Here is an 18,696-nt window from a genome sequence, read left to right as displayed (position 1 = left end):
GATCATCATATTCTCAGTCTTGTGACCAGTATCGTCAACGGTCACTGAGTCGCCGGCCCGATTTTCAGCGTTGAATCAGAAGCGGTAGCTGACAGAAGTGCCGAGGCCGCTGGCGCTGTTCACGTATTTGGCCTTGTACGAACCTTTGCCTACCGAGGTGTCGTTGAATACGCGGTAAGCGATTGGTGTTGTTGGTCGGAGACTGATCAACCGGGAACCCGGTACGCAGCACTGAAATAACCAAACTGCGGCGGCCATGTAGTCCTAGTGACCGTACCAGTCAACAGTCATACCCAGAACAGCGGCAATGTCGTTTCGTCAGGAACAGGATTGGGTTGGGGCGACTGATCCGACTCCTCGGATCAGCAGACGGTCAAGGCATCAAGCTGCGCAAGATGAGGTTCGAAGTCAGCGTGGGCGCCACTTCGATGAAATCGAGGTTGTGTTGCAGCATGAGTGGATTGACGAAGGGCCGCAGGGCCAAGTGGATCGATTCTACGGTTTCATCCAGCGGCGTCCTGCGCTCGAACTCACCGACCTCGCGCCCTTCACGGACAATGTCGGTGATAAAGCGCTTGATCTGCGCATCGTAACGCTGCGCACTCGGCCAGTTTTCGCCGGCGGCAAAGGCTGCGATGTCGTAAAGCTTGCGATCGTTGAAGAACAGGTTCACGCCCGTAGCAATCACAGTTTTCACCAAACGGCGGAAGCGCTCGGTGGGCGTCAGGTCGGCTTCGTTGATCGCCTGCTCGACCGCCGCAACGATTTGCGCCAGACAGTTCGCGCAGATGGCCTCGCCAATTGCCTGCTTGGAATCGAAGAATTTATAGATGTACGCCTTGGAGAAACCGATGGTCTTGGCCAGATCGGATACCGTGGTTTTGGCGTAGCCGTACTGGCTGAAATGCTCGTTGGCCGCCGCGACAATCTGATCACGAATGTCGTGATCGACTGGCCCACGCGGGCCGGGGAAGGATGGGGAAACGGAGGTCTGATTCATGTCGGCAGCTTACTCACCCGCCCGCCGACTGACAACGTGTTGCATATTCTTAATATCACCACCCATCCACTGTGGGAGCGAGCCTGCTCGCGAATACGCCCGCCCAAACGACACCAATTCTCCTGCCCATCACCTGCCAAGAACCGCGACGCTAACCGGCCTTACTGATCGCAGACAACCTGATACGAGAACAGCCATGCAGCAACATCCCGACAATGATCAACGCCCCCGCCCGCAACCACGTCTCCCAGCCCTGCTGACTGAGCAACACCAGACACGACACGATCGCAAGCACCGGAACGAAGGTCGGCACGCGAAAGTGATCCTCCTCGACCCTGTCGCGACGAAGCACGAGCACCGCCACATTGGTACTCAGAAACACGAACAGCAACAGTAAAACCACCGTCTCTGCCAGCGTTGCCAAAGTGCCCGTGAGCGTCAGCGCAATTGCCACCAGGGTGGTTGCGACAATGGCCGCCCAAGGAGTTTTTCGTTCAGGCAGCACCGCCCCCAAAACCCCCGGCAACAGACCCAGATTGGCCATGCCATACGTCAATCGACTGGCCATGATCATGGTTAACAGCGCACCGTTGGCCACAGCGATCAGCGCAATGAAAGAGAACAGCGCCGGCGGGATTGCGAGGGTCGACGTGCGGACAACTTCAAGCAAAGGCGCCGACGTCGCCACCAGTTTCTCGGTAGGCAACACCGAAGAAGCCGCCACACCCACTGCCATGTAAACCACGCCAGCCGTAATCAAAGCCGCGAACAAGGCGCGCGGGTAGACCTTGCGCACGTCCTTGATTTCCTCGGCCAGATTGGCCGAAGTTTCGAAACCCACGAAGGAGTAGAACGCGAGCAATGCCGCACCCAGAACTGCCAGCATGGGACTAACGCCCGGTTTGAACGTAAGCGTCCGTCCCAGATCCGCCTCGCCTGTGCGGAAATACCAGACAGCAGCGACGATCACCAGAAGCAGCCCGGACAGCTCAATCACGGTCATCACCAGGTTCGCCCCAAGCGACTCCTTGATCCCCCGCGCATTGAGAAGGCCGATAGCCAGAAGAAACACCAGCGCGGCAACCTGCGGCGATACGTCGACGAAGGCGTTCAAGTAATCACCGGCAAACGCCAGCGACAAACCCGCAGCGCTGGTGACCGCCGCGGCCAGCATGCAAAAACCGACGAGGAAGGAAATGAGCGGCGATTTGAACGCCTTTTCAGCGAACACCGAAGCCGCGCCGGCGTGGGGATATTTGGTCACCAGCTCCGCGTAGGAACCCGCCGTCAACATGGCGAAGAACAGCGCAATCAGCAGCGGCACCCAAATCGCGCCGCCCACCTCCCCTGCGATCGTTCCGGCGAGGGCATAAACCCCCGCGCCGAGTACATCGCCGAGAATAAACAGAAACAGCATCGGGAAAGTGATAGCCCGGCGCAGAGAAGTTTTATCAGTGGGAGCCGTCACGGTCATTCCTTGGTTCAGATGTGGAGGAGCTGGTGGTTGTCACCTCAAACAATGGAAATGGCGCCGAAAGCAAAGTTCAAAATCTGTGATGGGATGAACCGCAGAGTACAAAGTGCCTCCCCTGTAGGAGTGAGCCTGCTCGCGAAGACTCCAGCCCAGTCAACACACAACATCAGCCAAACCCAATTTCCTAAACACCTCGTTTAAAAGCGATATCCAGACCATGCCAGCAAGCTACAACGCCTTGCGCCATTGCCTACGACTACGCCAGAATCCGCCGGCTTGTGCGCCTCGGGCCGTGGTTCTATCGTTGGCCGGTCACTGAAAAGCAGTGATCGGGTTTGGTAGCCCGCTTTCCACATGGCGCATAACGTCACCGTCTGCAGATGCTTTCGCATCGGTTTTATGGTGGCCATGCGCAGGGCGTTTTCGAGCGCGCCGGTTTTTCCATGTGGGCCGGTCTACCAACCTTCGTATGGCCACCACCCTTCGTTTGGTAGCGAGAGTGATGGCTCCCTTGGTCACATATGGAGCTTCACCATGTTCAAAGTAACGCCTAACCCGCCACAGTCGGACCCAACCTCCCCCTACGAATCCCTCGACTCAAAAAAACTCCACGAAGCCGCCGACCGCGCCCTCGACCACTACCTCAAACCCACCGACACCCTCAAAACCACGCCCTACCAAACCAGCAGCATGTTCCTCGCCAACCCGAAAACCGCGACCGAAGAATTGCTGGTCAACGCCAGCGAATCGCTGGGCTCGGCTTCGGTGATGTTGAGTGATGTGATTGGGATGGTTGAAGGATCTGCTCGCAAGACACTGCAAGGTATCGCGCAGGTCGTCATGCTCGGCGAGCTGGCAGTTAATCAGGCGTTGGATAACGTCGTGCCGGTGGATTAATCGATACCGCCCTGTGACGGCTATGGACCACGTCTCCGGACGCCAACTGCTTTAGCCAGCAGGGCAACCGTCGCCCGGTCATCCGCTCGACACCTCGACCGCCCTGCGCAGCCGCCAGGCGTCCTTCGCCGGCGGCATACCGAACAGGCGGGCGTAGTCTCGGCTGAACTGCGAGGGACTTTCATAACCGACTGTATATCCTGCCTCTGCGGCGTCGACCGCTTCGGTGACCATCAGCCGCCGGGCTTCCTGTAGCCGCAACTGGTTACGAAATTCCAGCGGGCTCATTGAGGTAATCGCTTTGAAATGCGCATGAAACGAGGAACGGCTCATCCCGGCGATACCGACGAGGTCATCTATCCGGCACGCTTCGTTGTAATGGCTGCGTAACCAGGCAATGGCCTTGGCGATCTGGTTCAAGCGGCTGCCTGCCTGCGCCATCTGCCTGATGATGCTGTTGCCGTTTTCGGTTAGAAGGCGATAAAGAATTTCGCGAATCACCAGCGGAGCGAGCGCTTCGATATCCCGAGGCCTGTCGAGCAGCCCGGCCAGCCGAACCGCGGCATCGAGCAGTTCTGGAGTCGTATCGTTGAGCACGATGCCTGCGGGAGGCGCACTGACGCTCTCTTCTCGTAGCGGATGGCGCAGCGCGAGTTCGCTCAACACAGTCGTATCAAGATCCAGCGCCAGGCACAGATAAGGAACAGCCTCATTCGCCTCGATGACCGAGCCCATCACCGGAAGGTCTACCGATGCAATCAGGTACTTGGCCGGATCGTAAACATAAGCGGTAGTACCCAGCATCGCCTGTTTTCGTCCCTGAGCCACAAGGCAAAGCGTCGGCTCGTACACCACCGGCATAGGCATCGTGGGCGAAGCCGAGCGAATCAAGCTGACACCCGGAATCGCGGTGCTGTGAATGCCATCACTCTGAGCGTGACGACCAACGATATCGACAAGCTTGGAAAGGGAATTCAAACGCAACTCCAAAACGAGGGCATGCGGCGGTTAAACAACTGGTATCGGATAATCAAGCAAGAAATCAGGACGATCCTGCAACAGCCCTCCTCCGCTCGTAAGCCACACTTCAGATGAAGCCCGGAGGTTAGTGTCCCGCGCCGACGACTCTTCGCGAAAGACCCATATAGAACAACGGCGTCGGGGAACGCAACTAGCGGCTTACAGATGACAACAACGGCCCATCGAACTCGGCGGGGCTCATCGGACAGATTAAGGAACACAGGAAATGACGATTATTCAACGCCTCGCTACAGCGGTAGCACTAGTCCTCTCCACTTTCATTGCAGGGCCGGCGCCCGCCGTGGCCAGCGAACCGACTACGGAACGCAATCGCCAATTCATCGCGCAAGCGTTCAACCAGTGGGCTCAGGGCGGCCGGACGTTCTTCACAGATGTCCTGGCTCCCGATGTGATCTGGACAATCAAGGGGACGAGCCCTTCGGCGGGTACTTATCGGGGCCGAGATGACTTCCTGAAACGCGCAGTCCAACCCTTCGCAAAACGGCTTGCCTCGCCCGTTCGCCCGACGGTGACGGATATCTGGGCTGAAGGCGATGACGTCATCGTGTACTGGGACGGCAGCGCCACCGCAGCCGACGGCGCGCCTTATCGCAACAGCTACGTATGGATTATGCGCATGCGAAATATGCGGGCAGTCGAAGTCAATGCCTTTCTCGACTTGGTGCCTTATGACGACGTTATCAGGCGAATTCCGCTTAAAGCAGGCGATGGTGAATAAATAAGCCCGCCAAGAGCGACTGAAGTATTTGCCCGCAAGAAGCTACAAGATATACGCAGGGGCCAGCTACCGAATGTCGGGTTTCGGCCAGAAGCTGACGGTAGCTACAGGCAGAAATCGACTCACAGCTGCCTTCTAAATCAGCTGGGATCTTTGTTAGAGCGGGCTTACCCGCAAGGAGGCTGCTTAAGCAACGCACATACTCTTCGAGCGATGTCATCTGCGCTATCGGGAATGACCACTGAAATGCCTAAATAGTGTTCAAGGTGTAGGGTAAGCGTGTGTTCACCCACCAACAGATCCCAATAGCGCTGGCCCAGGCCATCGAGCCTCTCTTTCCAGCAACCGCCCAGCCCTTGCTCGATAACCCGGGCCACGTCCTCGAAAAGCTTCCAGTCGGCTTCTTCTGATACTTCAATCCTCACTATGCGTCACCTCACCACCAACAGTCCTCCGATTCTGGTGGCTCCTGTGAATGGCCGCAATGGGTCGACACCTAACGGTGGAGGATGACCGCTTTTGGCCGAAAGCAGCCATCGAACTGTGCCCTACTTTTGACCGAAGCAGAGCTATAGCTATCGCTATTCGAGATCCAGAGTCAACTCTAGGCTCCTGATCCACTCCTCAGATGCGGAATATCTTGCGTAATAAGCGGTTCTTTCTGCTGGACTTAGCGATGAAAAAAACGGAAAGAAATAGTTGTCGTTGTAAAAACCTTGTGCCCCCTGCATGTCACCTCCCCACCAAGACGCCTCGTATCCATCGAAGACCAACCACGGAGGAGGAGCCGCAATTTTTGTTTCGCTTAACAGGGACAATAGCTCAGAACTGTTGGTGACCAGCCGAATCGTAGCGCTATTGAATTCTTTATATGAAATAGAAAATATAAGCTGCTCACCACTCAGTCGATGTTGAAAGCGGGTTACGACCAATCCATTGAACACTCTTTCATTGATAGGTGTGAACCGTTCTTTAATGAGGCTTTCAAGATCAGCTACCTCAGCTTTGTCGATGACAAAACTTGAGTAATAGGCTTGTATTCCTGCAGGAGTCAACGCTGAGTAAACAGGGTAATTTCGATGTCCTGCTACAGCCTCAGTGACCGTGATTCCAAATATAGATTTTAACTCTACAACCGAATAACCAATGATTTGCTCCTCGGGGGTAGTCTTGAACACGTTTTTCATACGACCTAACCAGCTCATATACTTTTTCACTCTTGTAGGTAGTCAGCGAGCCAGGTCGCGCCCAGGTACCCTGCAGTGCCAAATATTATTCCACCGATTGCACCACTTACAAATGCACCAGGCCCGGTTTCTATACCAACCGCAGCACCTGCAACGAACCCTATCCTTGCACCGGCCATCGCGCCTCCCCAGCCGCCTGCTTGTTTCACCACTTCGACAGAAATAGGTTTGACGCTTTTCTGCTTAATTGATTCTTCTGTGGCTAATTTTAGGTCATACGCAGTAAATCCAATGGCGAAAACCCTTACGACTCTTGCACCCTTCATGAGCGTATTGGTCACTTGATAAGACCTTGGTGTGAAAATCGCATTAGCTGGTACTTTTTCTGCTTTCACCAGTACTTCTTTGTCGATATCTCTCACCCAGCTAGCAATCTGGTCGATTCTCGCCGAGTTCTTCGGAGCTACTTTTTTATAGTCTTCTAACGACTTAAGGATTTCCTCCGTCGTAACTAGCTTTGCCCCAGCCGCCTTCGCTTTCTCAATGTCGATATAGACAACTTTTCCGTCGAACCTTGGAGAGCCACCGGGAAACTCGGAGCTTGTTGAAAGATAGCTTGATGGATATTTCCTGCTGCTGAATACGTGTTCTGCTACGGTGGCATTTGAGTTCGGAGCGACGGGGCGCATACCATATTTTTCGGGCCAGACTTCGTGTTTCATCTGGAATTCCGGTAAATTTTTTGCAACAAGATGAGGATTGTCCGGAGACGAGTAAATTTTTCTAACTAAAAATCCATCCTTTCCGATTTCATCGACTGCGACGAAAAGATGAATATTCGCCGGCATCGCATAGCCAGGTACGTTACTTACCGAGCCGGCTTCCTTGTTTGTGGGTACTTTGCAAGAAAACTCCGTCATGCTTCACCCCACTTTTCAAGGGCCGCAACTCCTGTAGTAATTTCCAGAGTTTCTTGTTTGCTCGTAGCAATTCTCGGAGTACGTCCTGACTCATCTGAAAACCCGGTATAGACCATTCCTGACTCATCTTTGATGTGGTAGGGAACGTTAGCTAATGGCTGACCATCAGTACCAACGATACGAAACTGCTCATCGAAGACCAGTGCCCAAAGCGGCATTGCGGAAGGAGGTGTGAAATCCGCTGGAGTATGCGAGTTACCAATTATTACGGTACTGGAGCCAGCGATGACGTTATTCCCATGGGCGCCAGTGCTACCAACGGTTGCTGCAGGTAATCCATTGATGAGCACCGTCGACGCTACATCTCCGACGATAGGGCTGCCACATGCGCTCTTATCAGTTTGCCGAGCGGCAGCTAACCCATCGAAGAAAACGTCTGGAGACCCAGAGGCAATTGGATTAACGCCATGACCAGGCAGAGGGCAAGAAGTAGGATCGGTAACGCGAGCGGCAGGTTTGCCTGACATCTTTAACATCCTTGTAAAATTAGAATCAGCGGAATTCTGGCATAAAAGAAGGGTCGCCAACCATATGTACCCCAGATTGGGGCATTGGGGGTGATGCAGAGTTCGATTGAGGGGTGATTGGCCTTACGAAACGATGCTAAAGACACCTGAACTCTCCGCAATCTGCTGTTCAGCACGCAAAAAATCCACAAACGCCCTCAGCGGCGAAGGCATATGACGGCGTCCGTGGTAGTAAACAAACGGCCCGTCGAAGGCCTGCCACCAGTCCTCGAGGATCGGCACCAGTCGACCATCGGAGAGCGGCTCGCGCAGAAAATCCTCGAAGGTATAGATGATGCCCAGCCCATTAATGGCCGAACGAATTGTCAAATCGTGGGACGACGTCAGCAGTTGCCCCTGAGGCGGGATACGCACGGTACGGCCGTCTCGATGGAACTCGAATACGCCCACTTTTCCACTCTCGAATCGATGACCAAGCAGGTCATGGCCTGGCAGTTCTTCGGGGTGAGTGGGTGTCCCACGTTCAGCCAGATAGCGCGGGGCGGCCGCTGCAACGAAGCGCTGGCGACGAGGGCCGATGGGTACGGCGATCATGTCCTTGGCCAGGCTCTCTTCATAGCGCACGCCGGCGTCATACCCGCCAGCGTTGACGTCGACGAAGGTGTTATCTATGACGACTTCGACACTGACCCCTGGATAAAGGCGCAGAAAACGCGCCAGCAGGTCGGGCAACAGAAAGCGTGCCACCGGCACTGGCACGTTGAGCTTCAGCGTGCCGACCGGGCGCTGAGCGTCGTCGTCGAGATCGTTGAAAGCGGCGTCAATTTCTTGCAAGGCCGGGCGCAGGCGCTCGAGCAGTCGCTCGCCGGCTGCCGTTGGCGTGACGCTGCGGGTGGTTCGATTGAGCAGGCGCACGCCCAGATCGCCTTCCAGCCGACGCATGCAGTCGCTCAGCGACGAGGCGGACAAACCGCGCTTCTGCGCCGCAGCACGAAATCCCCCCGCCTCGACCACCGCAGCAAATATCGACACATCGGTAAGGTTTGGTTTACGCATGGACGCTTCCTCCGCAGGCAACTGACTGTACGCCATACCGTACGGGCCATCCACCAATGCCCGGCTTATCCTCGCGCAGTCGTACACCGATACTGCTCACTCGCCCCGCCAACCGGGAATCTATGACGCGAATGAGAACTCCCCGATGATTCATTCACCCGCTACGCCGAGCAATACCGCGACCCAACGCATCCTCAAGGCCGCCCGAACGCTGTTCGCCATTTCCGCGCTGACCGGCACACTGGCTGCGGAGGCCACTCCCCGAACGGAGCCGAAGCCGGACTGGTCCACCCAGGACATGCCCAGCCAGAAAGGCCGCATCGTACTGGTCACCGGAGGGACCAGCGGCATGGGCTACGAGGACGCGCTGGCCTTGGCACGAGCCGGTGCCGAGGTGATCATCGCCGCACGCAACGCCGAGCGCGGCCGCGAAGCGATCGCCAACATCAAACAGGCCGTGCCTGAGGCGCGCGTGCAATTCGAAACCCTGGATCTTGCCAATCTGCAATCGGTGCGCGACCTCGCCAACCGTCTGCAAGGGCGCCTGCCAAGGCTCGACGTGCTGATCAACAATGCCGCGATCATGTCGCCGCCTGTTCGAGGCGTTTCGGCCGACGGCTACGAGATGCAGCTGGCGACCAATTACCTGGGGCATTTCGCCTTGACCGGCCTGCTGATGCCTCTGCTACGCAAAAGCGACGATGCTCGGGTGGTCAGCCTGTCGAGCATCGCCGCCGGACGCGCAAGCCTGAACTTCGATGACCTGCAGGCTGAGCGCAGTTACGACCCTTTCGCCAGCTACAGCCAATCGAAACTGGTGGTTCTAAAGTGGAGTATCGAGCTGCAGCAGCGCAGCGATGCCGCCGGTTGGGGGATACGCAGCATCGCCGCTCACCCCGGCGTTGCCGTGACGGAGCTGATCGCCCGGGGGCCTGGCCTGGACAGTGAATTCGGCAAACAATGGGCTGTAGAGCGGGACATGTATCATTCCGCAGCGCAGGGCGCGCTGCCGACGTTGTATGCGGCGACGGCGCTGGAGGCCGTCGGCGGCGCCTACTATGGGCCCACCGGAGACAACGAGAAGCGCGGGCCGCTGGGCTTTGCCAGGATGCCACCGGCCGCTGCCGATCGCTCGAATTCGGACACACTGTGGCAACTCTCCGAGCGACTGACCGGCGTCACTTACCGCTGACTGCGCCGGCACGGCCAAGCCCCGTGCCATTGCCTCGACACTCCTACAGGAGCGCAACATGGATACGTCTCTTCTCGCCCACCGCGCCGGCGCCATCATCAATGCCGAGGCGCACGAGCTGCGCCCTGCGCTCCATGGCTTTCTGCTGTTCGTTTGCCTGTTCGCCGGCTATTTCATGCTCCGCCCGATCCGCGAATCGATGGGCATCACTGCCGGCGTCGAGAACCTGCAGTGGCTGTTCACCGCGACCTTCCTGGTGATGCTGGCGGCCGTTCCGCTGTTCGCCTGGCTCAGCGCACGCGTGCCGCGCCTGCATTTCGTGGACTGGGTGTACGGATTTTTCTGCGCCAACCTGCTGTTGTTCGCCGTCTTGTTTGTGGGTGAGGAAAGCCCGTGGCTGGCGCGCGTGTTTTACGTCTGGATATCGGTCTACAACCTGTTTGTCGTATCGGTCGCCTGGAGCCTGATGGCCGACGTGTTCGACAGTGCCCAGGCGAAACGCCTGTTCGCTTTCATCGCAGCGGGCGCCAGCGTCGGCGGCCTGAGTGGCCCTGCGCTGAGCGCCTTGCTGATCGGTCCGCTGGGTGAGTCCGGCCTGATGTTGCTGGCCGCTGTTTTGCTCGGCGCTGCCATGTTGTTCAAGCGCAGGCTGATGCACTGGCGTGAACGGGGTGGCGCAGGACGCCCCGATGCCCCGTCGAGCGAAAGCCCCCGCAGGCCGTTGCCGGGTAATCCGTTCAGCGGTATGACGGCCGTTTTGAAATCACCCTATCTGCTCGGTATTTGCGGCTTTGTGGTGCTGTTGGCGACAGTCTCCACCTTCCTTTACTTCGAGCAGGCACGTGTCGTCGCCGAACACTTCCCGGACCGCGAGGCGCAGGTGCGGGTGTTCGGCATCATCGACTTTGTCGTGCAGGCGGGCGCCCTGCTCTGCCAGCTGTTCATCACTGGACGCCTCGCGCAAAAGCTCGGCGTCGGCGTGCTGTTGGCCATGGTGCCGCTGGTCATGTGCGCGGGGTTCATCGGCCTGATTTTTGCGCCCAGCTTCGGCCTGATCGCGGCGCTGATGATCGTGCGTCGCATCGGAGAGTACGCCTTCGTGCGCCCAGGCCGGGAGATGCTGTTTGCCCCGCTCGATGCCGAAAGCAAGTACAAGGCGAAGAACGTCATCGACACCGTGGTCTATCGCGCCGGCGACGCCATCAGTGCCTGGGCGAAAAGCGCGCTGGACGCCCTCAGCCAAGGTGCAGGCATGGCAGCGCTGGTCGGCGCGCTGTGTGCACTGCTATGGGGTCTGCTGGGTTGGCGGCTCGGCGACCGGGCGGACCGACAATCCAGTGTGTCGGCAGCGCGCCAAACCCCCGCCTAGCGTTGAAGAGTCATTGACGGAGACCGGCATTGCCGTAGAATCGCCCGCCCAAAAAATCAGCTTGCAGAGCGAGAAGGAGCTTCGATGCAACGGGTGATGATTGTTGGCCAACCAGGATCTGGCAAAAGTACCTTGGCGCGCAAGCTGGGTGAGCGCACGGGGTTGCCGGTGTTGCATATCGACACGATCCATTGGCAGCCAGGCTGGAACGAGCGCAGCCCGGATGAGAAGACGCGTCTTTGCCTGGAGGTCGAGGCGCGCGATCGCTGGATATTCGAAGGTGGCCATTCGACCACGTGGGAAAACCGCGTGGCCCGTGCTGATCTGCTGATCTGGATTGATCGTTCGGCGACGCTTCGATTCTTGCGCGTACTGCGCAGGACCCTGCTCAACCGCGGTCAGTCTCGGCCTGACTTGCCGGAGAACTGCCCCGAATTGCTGGGGAACCTGCCGGAGTTCCTCCGGTTCATGTGGCAGACGAGAAAAACCTCGCGAGCGAAAATCCGCCATTTCGTGTCGACGGCGCCGTTAGCCTGCCGGGTGGTTCATCTGCAGTCGAATCGGCAGACGAGGATTTATCTCGAAAATATTAGCCGTTCAGCTAGCCCGGCTCCGCAGATTGACTGACGGTTGGCCGCTTCACCAGGGAACTGCCGGTGCCAGGCATCGTCCGAGCTTAAGCGTTTAAGCAAACTGCTCGCCACGAGGTTTCCGTTTGAAAGCTGCCATCGTCAAAAAATACCGTCTGATCATCAAGACCCTGGGCTACGTGGGCTGGTCTTTGTTCTGGCTGTTGCTCTGGGACATTGCCGTCACCGTGGACTTCATGCTGTTTCTCAACGCCAAGCTGAATCTGCCGCTGATGCCGCTGACCCTGCTCGGTTCGGCGCTGATCGTGTTGATCAGTTTTCGCAACAGCAGCGCCTACAACCGCTGGTGGGAAGCGCGGACGTTGTGGGGCTCGATGATCAACAATTCCCGCAGCTTCGCCCGGCAGGTGCTGACGCTGCTGGACGATGCGGGTGGCGAGGTGAATCCGGTCAAATCCACGCTGTTGCGCCGCCACGTCGCTTACGTCAATTGCCTTGCCGCGCATCTGCAAGGTCAGCCTTGTCCTGACGAGGTGCGGGCGTTTATTCCCGCCGAAGAGTTTGCCCGCAGTGGCACAACCAATAACTTTGCCAACGATATCCTCACCGGCTCGGCGACGTTACTCGCCAAGGAATACAAGGCCGGGCATCTGGACAGTATTCGCCTGGCGCGACTTGAGTCGACGCTGGTGGACCTGTCCAACAGCCAGGGCGGCATGGAGCGGATCGCCAACACGCCGCTGCCCTACCCTTACGTGTATTTTCCACGGCTGTTCATTTCGCTGTTCTGCCTGATCGTACCGGTGGGACTGGTTGAATCTTTGGGCTGGTTCACGCCGCTGGCGTCGACCGTGGTCGGGTTCATGCTGCTGGCCATCGAACGCATCGGCACCGATCTGCAAAGCCCGTTCCGCCACAGCGAACACCAGATTCAAATGGAAGCGCTGTGCGAAACCATTGAAAAGAACTTGCAGTCGATGCAGCGTGATTCCTTGGGTGATGTGCGCAGGCTTGAAGAGCCCGCTTGAGGCGCTGCTTTAGCAGCAGCGCTTTTCATCGGATACAGAGCAATTATTGATAAGTGTCCGCCTCTTCGGCGGGATAAAACTCACCCTGCTTGCCCAGTTCTTCCAGTCGTTCGCGCGCGATCACTTCAACGCGAGCCACTGCGGCCTGATCGTCAGGATCCACCAGTTGCAAACACAGGCGTTGGACATTCTGATCATGGGTTCCCTCGCTGAGCATTTCGTGGGTGAAGACCTGTTCAGCACGCCATAGGCATAACTGGGTATGAGTTCCGCCGAGCCATATCTCGTTGATTGATCCCAGATCAGTGGTAGCCAGTTGATCCACGGTAATTGTCTTATCCATTGCGCCGTACCTGAAGAATGCTCGTAAACAGGTACGACTGGCAGGCACAGCGTGTCGTTCCAACCGTCGACAGTTTGACCGCGCCGATGATGTTGCAGCAGATCGCATACCAATCTCACTTGTTCGGAAGATGCTCATGAAATCAGCAAAAATCGACGACTACATCGCCAGCTGGCCTTTACTGGGCGTCGGCTCGACTGCCCCTTGGGCGGTGACTCAGGATTGCGAGAGCCGAATCCTCGCATTGCTTGAAACGCTCGGCGCCGGCTACCGGCGTCAAGGCAATTGCGCCGTTCATGAGACCGCCATCGTTGAGCAAGGCGCTGTCCTGAAAGGCGCAATCATCATCGGCGAAGGCTGTTTCGTAGCGGCTGGGGCTTATCTACGGGGAGGTGTATACCTCGGCAGAAACTGCATCGTTGGCCCCAGCTGCGAGCTGAAAAGTACCTTCATGCTCGATGGCAGCAAACTTGCCCACTTCAACTCGTCGGCGACTCAGTGATTGGCGAAGCGGTGAATATTGAAGCCGGCGCGATCATTGCCAACTACCGGAACGAACTGGACGGGGCTGATATCAAGATCCGTCACGAAGATCAGGTGATCGACACAGGCGTCAGCAAGTTCGGAGCGCTGGTGGGTGACGGCTGCAAGATTGGCGCAAATGCCGTGATCGCTCCTGGAGCTTTGTTGCGGCCCCACACACGTGTTCCTCGTCTGGGGTTGATTGATCAGTTTGCTTACGATTAAAACGAAATGTGTACCCAGGAACTGAATCGCCGTCGCGCGGGGCTGCCCAACTCAGCCAATTTCCCATACGAAAAAGCCCGCAAAGCGGGCTTCTTCAGGCATCGACCAAGCATGCCTTACTTGTTCCTCAACAACACATAAGTCTCACCGCCCTTGCGGTCATGCTGAAGAATGAAGTTGTTGTCGTGAATACGCACCTTCGACGGCACACGATCAGCAACCGGCGTTTGCGAGTAAATCTGCGCGGCACTCAGCAATTGTCGGGTCAGGCTGTCATCCGACTGACTGGCAGTGGCGACGACGCATTCCTTTTCGGAGAGTTGCACGGAAAGATTTTTGTCTGCGGTGAAGCCGATGCGCGTGAAGCCCATGTCCACAAGCTCGGTGATGCCGTTCCTCTTGGCCGCTTCAGCCGAGCCGGCGAACGACGGGGCGGTTTTCAGACAAATGTCGATAAAAGCTTCAATGGCTTTGGAGGTGACAGGTGTCGGTGCGGTTGGCGTTGCAGTGGTGCAGCTGGCGAGCACGAACAGGCTGGACAAAGCCAGTGTGCCGAACAACGTATTGGACATGACGCGGGAATCCTTCCATTTGAAATTCACAATGCAGCCGTCTGGCTGGAACCGCCGGAACAGGCGGCGTGCATGATAAATGAAAAACGCGATACCAGGCGGGCCACCCCTGCAGCTTACTGTTCGCTTGTCAGATCACCTTTGAGTCCCCTGAGACCCGACGGGCTTGAATAGAGGTTCTCCAGAGCCGATATCTCAGCCAGTTGCTGCGGCGAAAGTGTTTTCTCTTCTTTCTCAAGCTGCTCGCGCATGGGGTCTGCAATATCGCTCGGCAGCGACTGTTTAAGCGCCACACGCAGCAATCCGCAAGCCTTGAGCTTGTTACGGGTGACGCCCTGTCCATTATCGAAATGAACGGCGAGAGTAATCTGCGCCACAGCGTGACCTTGAACCGCCGCCTGCAACAGCCAGTGATTGGCAAGTGGATAGTTCACCGGTACATCCCCGCCACTGCTATAGAGATAGCCGAGGACGTACTGGGCGTTGACCCGCCCCTGATCGGCGGCACGGGTATACCAACGCAATGCGGCGGGTACGTCTTTAGGAGTACCAGTGCCTTGTAAAGTGACCGCCCCCAATAATTCAAATGCAAAGCTATCGCCCGCATTGGCCGCTTGGGTGAGCAATTTGACGGCGTGTTGAGGGTCGGCTGGAATTCCTTTACCGGAAAAATAGAGTGTGCCTAATAGCGTCAGAGCCTCGGCATCTCCATGATCGGCTGCCTTGCTAGCCCATTTGAAAGCCTGTTGGTCGTTTGCCTCAACGCCGTAACCTTTGTCATAGAAGATAGCGAGTTGTCGTTGAGCCTTGGTATGACCTTGTTCTGCTGCCTTGCTGAACCATTGCGCACCTTGGACAAAATCACTGGCCACCTCTCCGCCTGCGATGCTTGCAACCCCCATGTAATATTGTGCGTCGGCGTATCCCTGATCGGCCGACTCAGTTATCCATTGCAGACCTTTTGGTCGATCAACTTCGACGCCGCGACCGTAATATTCAATGATGCCAATCTTGTATTGCGCCACAGGGTCGCCTTTTTCGGCAGCGCTCAAGTACCAGTCTGCGGCTTTGCCAGGGTTGCGGCTGACTATCAGCCCCCCCTCATAGGCTGAGGCGATCAAGGCAGTAAGGCTATAAGGGCTTCGCCATAGTGCGATCACGAAGGTAACAAGAAGAAAGGCCAAGAGGCTGAGGCATAGAGCAATCGAGAGCTTGCGCAATTTTGAATCCGTTCATGAATGGGAGGACAACGCTCGGGGCCGAGTCGCCCGACAGGTTATCGCCAGTTTCATGATTAGCTTTATGACATCGCCTTTACAAAGTGCCAATTACTCTCGCCGACTGCCGCTCTTCGTATCAGATAAAAAAAGACCGAAGTCAATTTTTCCGAGCCCAACTCCCAAACATCACATCCCCAACATAGACGCCTGAAGAGCCTGAACGCTCCTGATCCAGACGCGCCTGCAACGTTTCAATGTCCACCTCTTCTGCACTGGCCACCCCTAACGCAATGATTCGCGGCAAGCACGCTCGAACGATGGCGCCAAGGCTGTAGGGCGCATCAGGCGTTTGTACCAGGCACTCGGCGCGTACGCTTTCAACAGTCAAGCCTGCCTGGCTGAAAATGCCGTGCAGGTTAAAACCGATGTGCAAATCCGCTCCTTCGCGAGCAAGCATTTGCTGTAACCAGCGTTGCGCTCTTTCATGCAAAGGGAACGGCTCGACACTGGCAGGCGCCAGCGTCGTATCGTGTTCCTGGAAGACCATGATTCCGCCGGGGCGCAGACACTTCGACAGTGCTCGGATCGTCGCCACCGCATCCTGTTGATACATCAGGACGCGCCTGCCGACAATCGCGTCGAAAGTGCCGACAGAGTCGGGCAATTCCTGGAGGTCTGCCTCGAGAAAAGTCAGCGCATGTCCTGCGCTGCGCTGGCGAGCAATGGCAATCGCAGCGGCGTCATGATCAACGCCGATGACCTCACCGTCTTCCACTAGATCACACAGCAGCAAAGAAACATCACCCGAACCGCAGCCTACGTCGAGGATCCGCATTCCTTTGCCGATGCCCGCGTCGATCAGCAAGCGTGTGGTGAAGTCGAGTCGGTTGAGCGGCATTATCAAATTCCCTGAGTTTTGCGAAAAATCATGGCAGGCACGTCAGTCATCTGGCACCCAGCAGCGCTTCATCCTTCGCCACCGCACGTTGATAGGCGTCGCGGCTGATCAACTTCTCGGCATAGGCGAGAAATGCAGCTCTGGGCGGCAAGGTTTGCAAGCCTAACCCCCAGCCAATGTGCGAGCCAACATAAACGTCTGCAGCGGTGAAGCGTTCGCCGGCAATAAACGGATGCGCCAGCACCGCGCGTTCGAGCTGATCGACCGTGCGCTCGTAGCTGCCGTAGCCAAAGAAGAACTCCTGATCCGGCGTCGGGTTGAAACCGGCGCGGTGGTTGGTGACCGCCTGCTCCAGCGGCCCGGCAGCGAAAAACATCCACCGTAAATAAGCGGCGCGCTCCGCTGCCACCGGGGCCAGCCCGGCTTCGGGAAATGCCTCCGCGAGGTACGCACAGATGGCGGCAGTTTCTGTTATGGTTTGCCCGTTATGCACCAGGGCCGGGATCTTTCCCATCGGGTTCACGTCGCGAAAAAAACTGACGCGCCGATCATCAGCGTCGGCCATCGTTGGCACTGCCAGCGCGGCACCACCCCATCGGTCAGCCTGACTGGTCGACTGGTAATCCATGACCACCGTCTCATACGTGCAGCCGATTTCTTCGAGCATCCAGCGCACCATGCGCCCGCGAGAATTGGGGTTGGTATAGAACGTCATCGTCATCGTGAGCTCCTTTTGGCTCGGTGTGTTGACGACAATGGTAAGAGCGCAGCGGTATCAGCCTGTGGGCGCCTTGCGCCAGAATACTTGCAGAACGCGCCATTGGCGGCGCGTTGCATCACGCATCACCGCTATCCTGCGGTTCGGAGCCTGGAAATGTCGTACCTTCACACCAGCGCCGAGCGGTGTAAATTGCCCAGGGTCTTCTGGGAATCGATAGCGCAGCTGGGCCTGGATCCCTCGTCGATTGAGCAACACGCTCAATTGCCCCGCGACCTGCACCTGAACGAATCGACCTTTGTCAGCACACAGCAGTTATTCGCTGTCTGGAACGCCATTGAGGCGCTTTCGGCAGACCCCGCTTTTGCGATAAAAATGGTTCGCGACACGCCCAGTGCGAAGCACAAAATGGCGTTCATCACGGCGTTATATGCGGCTGATTTTCGCGACGGACTTGCGCGGTTGGCGCGCTTGCAGCGCCTGTGCAGTCCCGACAAGTTATCCATGGTCGAGCGCCAGGAGAGTGTGTCATTCACGATTCAGTGGCCTTCCGGCACGGGGCCGGCGCCCTGTCTTTCTGTGGAAGCGTGTTTTGCCTTGGTACTGGAGCTCGGTCGACGAGGCAGCGGTGAACACATTGCGCCTCTGTCATTACGCTTGAGACGGCCAAAGCCACCGCTGGAAACTCACTCGGATTATTTCGCATGTCCCATCCGCTACGGCGCCAGCCATGACGAGATGATCGTAAGCGCCTCTGATCTTGATCGGCCGTTTCTGCAACACAATCCGCAGGTGCTGCACATGATGAGTCCCGGCCTCGATGCCGCACTACGCGCGATCGAAGCGCCGCCAGGCTTCTGTGAGCAGGTCATCGAAATACTGAAACGCGCACTGGCGAACGGACGGCCCAGCCTGCAACATCTCGCCCGAGAACTGCTGCAGAGCGAGCGGACACTGCAACGCCGCTTGGCATCCGAGGGTACGACCTTCAATGCACTGCTCAACGAGGCGAGGCGTCAAGTGGGATTTCAGCTACTGGCTGATACAAGCCTGGAGCTAAAAGAGGTGGCCTATCTTCTCGGTTATGAAGACGTCAACTCGTACTATCGGGCCTTCCGGCAGCGAGAAAATGTTTCACCCGGTCAGTGGCGACGCTCAGCGACTCACCCATGACGCTGGCAGGAACTGCGCTTCGGGCC

The 18,696-nt window shown here is 57.2% G+C and carries 19 protein-coding genes and 2 pseudogenes; 8 read left to right on the top strand and 13 right to left on the bottom strand.

What is annotated here, in order from left to right; genetic code table 11:
• Positions 1-75 precede the first annotated feature (75 nt).
• The 3 genes and pseudogenes from LIS66_RS11700 to LIS66_RS11690 all read right to left on the bottom strand — a co-directional run.
• A pseudogene (locus tag LIS66_RS11700) lies at positions 76-229 on the bottom strand (transporter); the annotation flags it as partial.
• Positions 230-373: 144 nt separating this feature from the next.
• Positions 374-1,000, bottom strand: a complete 627-nt coding sequence (locus LIS66_RS11695) for a TetR/AcrR family transcriptional regulator (RefSeq protein WP_227974326.1) — start codon at positions 998-1,000, stop codon at positions 374-376.
• Between the two features lie 151 nt (positions 1,001-1,151).
• On the bottom strand, positions 1,152-2,474 hold the full coding sequence (locus LIS66_RS11690) for an APC family permease (RefSeq protein WP_227974325.1): 1,323 nt from the start codon (positions 2,472-2,474) through the stop codon (positions 1,152-1,154).
• 534 nt (positions 2,475-3,008) lie between these two features.
• Between LIS66_RS11690 and LIS66_RS11685 the strand changes: the two genes are divergently transcribed.
• A complete protein-coding gene (locus LIS66_RS11685) occupies positions 3,009-3,371 on the top strand; it encodes a DUF6124 family protein (RefSeq protein ID WP_042610252.1) in 363 nt (120 codons plus the stop codon).
• A 78-nt stretch (positions 3,372-3,449) separates the two neighbouring features.
• On the opposite strand, the gene LIS66_RS11680 is transcribed toward LIS66_RS11685, so the two are convergent.
• Entirely contained in the window at positions 3,450-4,349 is a 900-nt protein-coding gene (locus tag LIS66_RS11680) for an AraC family transcriptional regulator (RefSeq protein ID WP_227974324.1), read from the bottom strand.
• 268 nt (positions 4,350-4,617) lie between these two features.
• Here LIS66_RS11680 and LIS66_RS11675 point away from each other — a divergent pair, with 268 nt between their 5' ends.
• Positions 4,618-5,130 (top strand): nuclear transport factor 2 family protein, encoded by a 513-nt coding sequence (locus tag LIS66_RS11675; protein ID WP_155400940.1) that lies wholly within the window; start codon positions 4,618-4,620, stop codon positions 5,128-5,130.
• Between the two features lie 581 nt (positions 5,131-5,711).
• Here the strand turns inward: LIS66_RS11675 and LIS66_RS11670 are convergent.
• The 4 genes from LIS66_RS11670 to LIS66_RS11655 all read right to left on the bottom strand — a co-directional run bounded on the left by LIS66_RS11670 (position 5,712) and on the right by LIS66_RS11655 (position 8,820).
• Positions 5,712-6,317 carry a hypothetical protein gene (locus LIS66_RS11670; RefSeq protein WP_052512500.1) on the bottom strand — a complete coding sequence of 202 codons (606 nt, stop codon included), beginning with the start codon at positions 6,315-6,317 and terminating at the stop codon, positions 5,712-5,714.
• Between the two features lie 26 nt (positions 6,318-6,343).
• On the bottom strand, positions 6,344-7,237 hold the full coding sequence (locus LIS66_RS11665; RefSeq protein ID WP_039758853.1) for a hypothetical protein: 894 nt from the start codon (positions 7,235-7,237) through the stop codon (positions 6,344-6,346).
• On the bottom strand, positions 7,234-7,764 hold the full coding sequence (locus LIS66_RS11660) for a PAAR domain-containing protein (protein ID WP_227974323.1): 531 nt from the start codon (positions 7,762-7,764) through the stop codon (positions 7,234-7,236). Before LIS66_RS11660 ends, LIS66_RS11665 begins: the two co-directional genes overlap by 4 nt.
• A 123-nt stretch (positions 7,765-7,887) precedes the next feature.
• Positions 7,888-8,820, bottom strand: a complete 933-nt coding sequence (locus LIS66_RS11655) for a LysR family transcriptional regulator (RefSeq protein WP_227974322.1) — start codon at positions 8,818-8,820, stop codon at positions 7,888-7,890.
• Between the two features lie 145 nt (positions 8,821-8,965).
• On the opposite strand from LIS66_RS11655, the gene LIS66_RS11650 reads away from it, so the two are divergent.
• The 4 genes from LIS66_RS11650 to LIS66_RS11635 all read left to right on the top strand — a co-directional run bounded on the left by LIS66_RS11650 (position 8,966) and on the right by LIS66_RS11635 (position 12,999).
• Positions 8,966-10,012, top strand: coding sequence for an SDR family oxidoreductase (locus tag LIS66_RS11650; protein WP_227974321.1), 1,047 nt, complete (start codon positions 8,966-8,968; stop codon positions 10,010-10,012).
• 58 nt (positions 10,013-10,070) lie between these two features.
• Entirely contained in the window at positions 10,071-11,381 is a 1,311-nt protein-coding gene (locus LIS66_RS11645; protein ID WP_227974320.1) for an NTP/NDP exchange transporter, read from the top strand.
• Positions 11,382-11,465: 84 nt separating this feature from the next.
• Entirely contained in the window at positions 11,466-12,008 is a 543-nt protein-coding gene (locus LIS66_RS11640; RefSeq protein ID WP_227974319.1) for an AAA family ATPase, read from the top strand.
• An 88-nt stretch (positions 12,009-12,096) separates the two neighbouring features.
• Positions 12,097-12,999 carry a bestrophin family protein gene (locus tag LIS66_RS11635; RefSeq protein ID WP_065617128.1) on the top strand — a complete coding sequence of 301 codons (903 nt, stop codon included), beginning with the start codon at positions 12,097-12,099 and terminating at the stop codon, positions 12,997-12,999.
• 43 nt (positions 13,000-13,042) lie between these two features.
• On the opposite strand, the gene LIS66_RS11630 is transcribed toward LIS66_RS11635, so the two are convergent.
• On the bottom strand, positions 13,043-13,342 hold the full coding sequence (locus LIS66_RS11630; protein WP_042610244.1) for a hypothetical protein: 300 nt from the start codon (positions 13,340-13,342) through the stop codon (positions 13,043-13,045).
• Positions 13,343-13,478: 136 nt separating this feature from the next.
• Between LIS66_RS11630 and LIS66_RS11625 the strand changes: the two are divergent.
• Positions 13,479-14,089 (top strand): annotated as a pseudogene (locus LIS66_RS11625) (transferase).
• A gap of 116 nt (positions 14,090-14,205) precedes the next feature.
• Here LIS66_RS11625 and LIS66_RS11620 read toward each other — a convergent pair.
• The 4 genes from LIS66_RS11620 to LIS66_RS11605 form a co-directional block, all read right to left on the bottom strand.
• Entirely contained in the window at positions 14,206-14,661 is a 456-nt protein-coding gene (locus LIS66_RS11620) for a hypothetical protein (protein ID WP_227974318.1), read from the bottom strand.
• A gap of 116 nt (positions 14,662-14,777) precedes the next feature.
• On the bottom strand, positions 14,778-15,881 hold the full coding sequence (locus tag LIS66_RS11615; RefSeq protein WP_227974317.1) for a tetratricopeptide repeat protein: 1,104 nt from the start codon (positions 15,879-15,881) through the stop codon (positions 14,778-14,780).
• 157 nt (positions 15,882-16,038) lie between these two features.
• Positions 16,039-16,779: a class I SAM-dependent methyltransferase gene (locus LIS66_RS11610; RefSeq protein WP_227974316.1), complete on the bottom strand. Its 741-nt coding sequence runs from the start codon at positions 16,777-16,779 to the stop codon at positions 16,039-16,041.
• Positions 16,780-16,825: 46 nt separating this feature from the next.
• Positions 16,826-17,500 (bottom strand): glutathione S-transferase family protein, encoded by a 675-nt coding sequence (locus LIS66_RS11605; RefSeq protein ID WP_227974315.1) that lies wholly within the window; start codon positions 17,498-17,500, stop codon positions 16,826-16,828.
• Between the two features lie 153 nt (positions 17,501-17,653).
• On the opposite strand from LIS66_RS11605, the gene LIS66_RS11600 reads away from it, so the two are divergent.
• Complete coding sequence (locus tag LIS66_RS11600) at positions 17,654-18,670, top strand: AraC family transcriptional regulator (RefSeq protein WP_227974314.1); 1,017 nt, start codon at positions 17,654-17,656, stop codon at positions 18,668-18,670.
• Positions 18,671-18,696: the final 26 nt, after the last annotated feature.

The sequence above is a fragment of the Pseudomonas sp. HN2 genome (assembly GCF_020736465.1).
In the GTDB taxonomy this organism is placed as follows: Bacteria; Pseudomonadota; Gammaproteobacteria; order Pseudomonadales; family Pseudomonadaceae; genus Aquipseudomonas; species Aquipseudomonas moraviensis_A.
This window is presented reverse-complemented; position numbering and strand designations above follow the sequence as displayed.

Excerpts from the sequence above, each read along its gene's own strand:
- LIS66_RS11695 (WP_227974326.1), bottom strand. The coding sequence starts at position 1,000 with ATGAATCAGACCTCCGTTTCCCCATCCTTCCCCGGCCCGCGTGGGCCA.
- LIS66_RS11690 (WP_227974325.1), bottom strand. The coding sequence starts at position 2,474 with ATGACCGTGACGGCTCCCACTGATAAAACTTCTCTGCGCCGGGCTATC.
- LIS66_RS11685 (WP_042610252.1), top strand. The coding sequence starts at position 3,009 with ATGTTCAAAGTAACGCCTAACCCGCCACAGTCGGACCCAACCTCCCCC.
- LIS66_RS11675 (WP_155400940.1), top strand. The coding sequence starts at position 4,618 with ATGACGATTATTCAACGCCTCGCTACAGCGGTAGCACTAGTCCTCTCC.
- LIS66_RS11670 (WP_052512500.1), bottom strand. The coding sequence starts at position 6,317 with ATGAAAAACGTGTTCAAGACTACCCCCGAGGAGCAAATCATTGGTTAT.
- LIS66_RS11665 (WP_039758853.1), bottom strand. The coding sequence starts at position 7,237 with ATGACGGAGTTTTCTTGCAAAGTACCCACAAACAAGGAAGCCGGCTCG.
- LIS66_RS11660 (WP_227974323.1), bottom strand. The coding sequence starts at position 7,764 with ATGTCAGGCAAACCTGCCGCTCGCGTTACCGATCCTACTTCTTGCCCT.
- LIS66_RS11655 (WP_227974322.1), bottom strand. The coding sequence starts at position 8,820 with ATGCGTAAACCAAACCTTACCGATGTGTCGATATTTGCTGCGGTGGTC.
- LIS66_RS11650 (WP_227974321.1), top strand. The coding sequence starts at position 8,966 with ATGATTCATTCACCCGCTACGCCGAGCAATACCGCGACCCAACGCATC.
- LIS66_RS11645 (WP_227974320.1), top strand. The coding sequence starts at position 10,071 with ATGGATACGTCTCTTCTCGCCCACCGCGCCGGCGCCATCATCAATGCC.
- LIS66_RS11640 (WP_227974319.1), top strand. The coding sequence starts at position 11,466 with ATGCAACGGGTGATGATTGTTGGCCAACCAGGATCTGGCAAAAGTACC.
- LIS66_RS11630 (WP_042610244.1), bottom strand. The coding sequence starts at position 13,342 with ATGGATAAGACAATTACCGTGGATCAACTGGCTACCACTGATCTGGGA.
- LIS66_RS11620 (WP_227974318.1), bottom strand. The coding sequence starts at position 14,661 with ATGTCCAATACGTTGTTCGGCACACTGGCTTTGTCCAGCCTGTTCGTG.
- LIS66_RS11610 (WP_227974316.1), bottom strand. The coding sequence starts at position 16,779 with ATGCCGCTCAACCGACTCGACTTCACCACACGCTTGCTGATCGACGCG.
- LIS66_RS11605 (WP_227974315.1), bottom strand. The coding sequence starts at position 17,500 with ATGACGATGACGTTCTATACCAACCCCAATTCTCGCGGGCGCATGGTG.
- LIS66_RS11600 (WP_227974314.1), top strand. The coding sequence starts at position 17,654 with ATGTCGTACCTTCACACCAGCGCCGAGCGGTGTAAATTGCCCAGGGTC.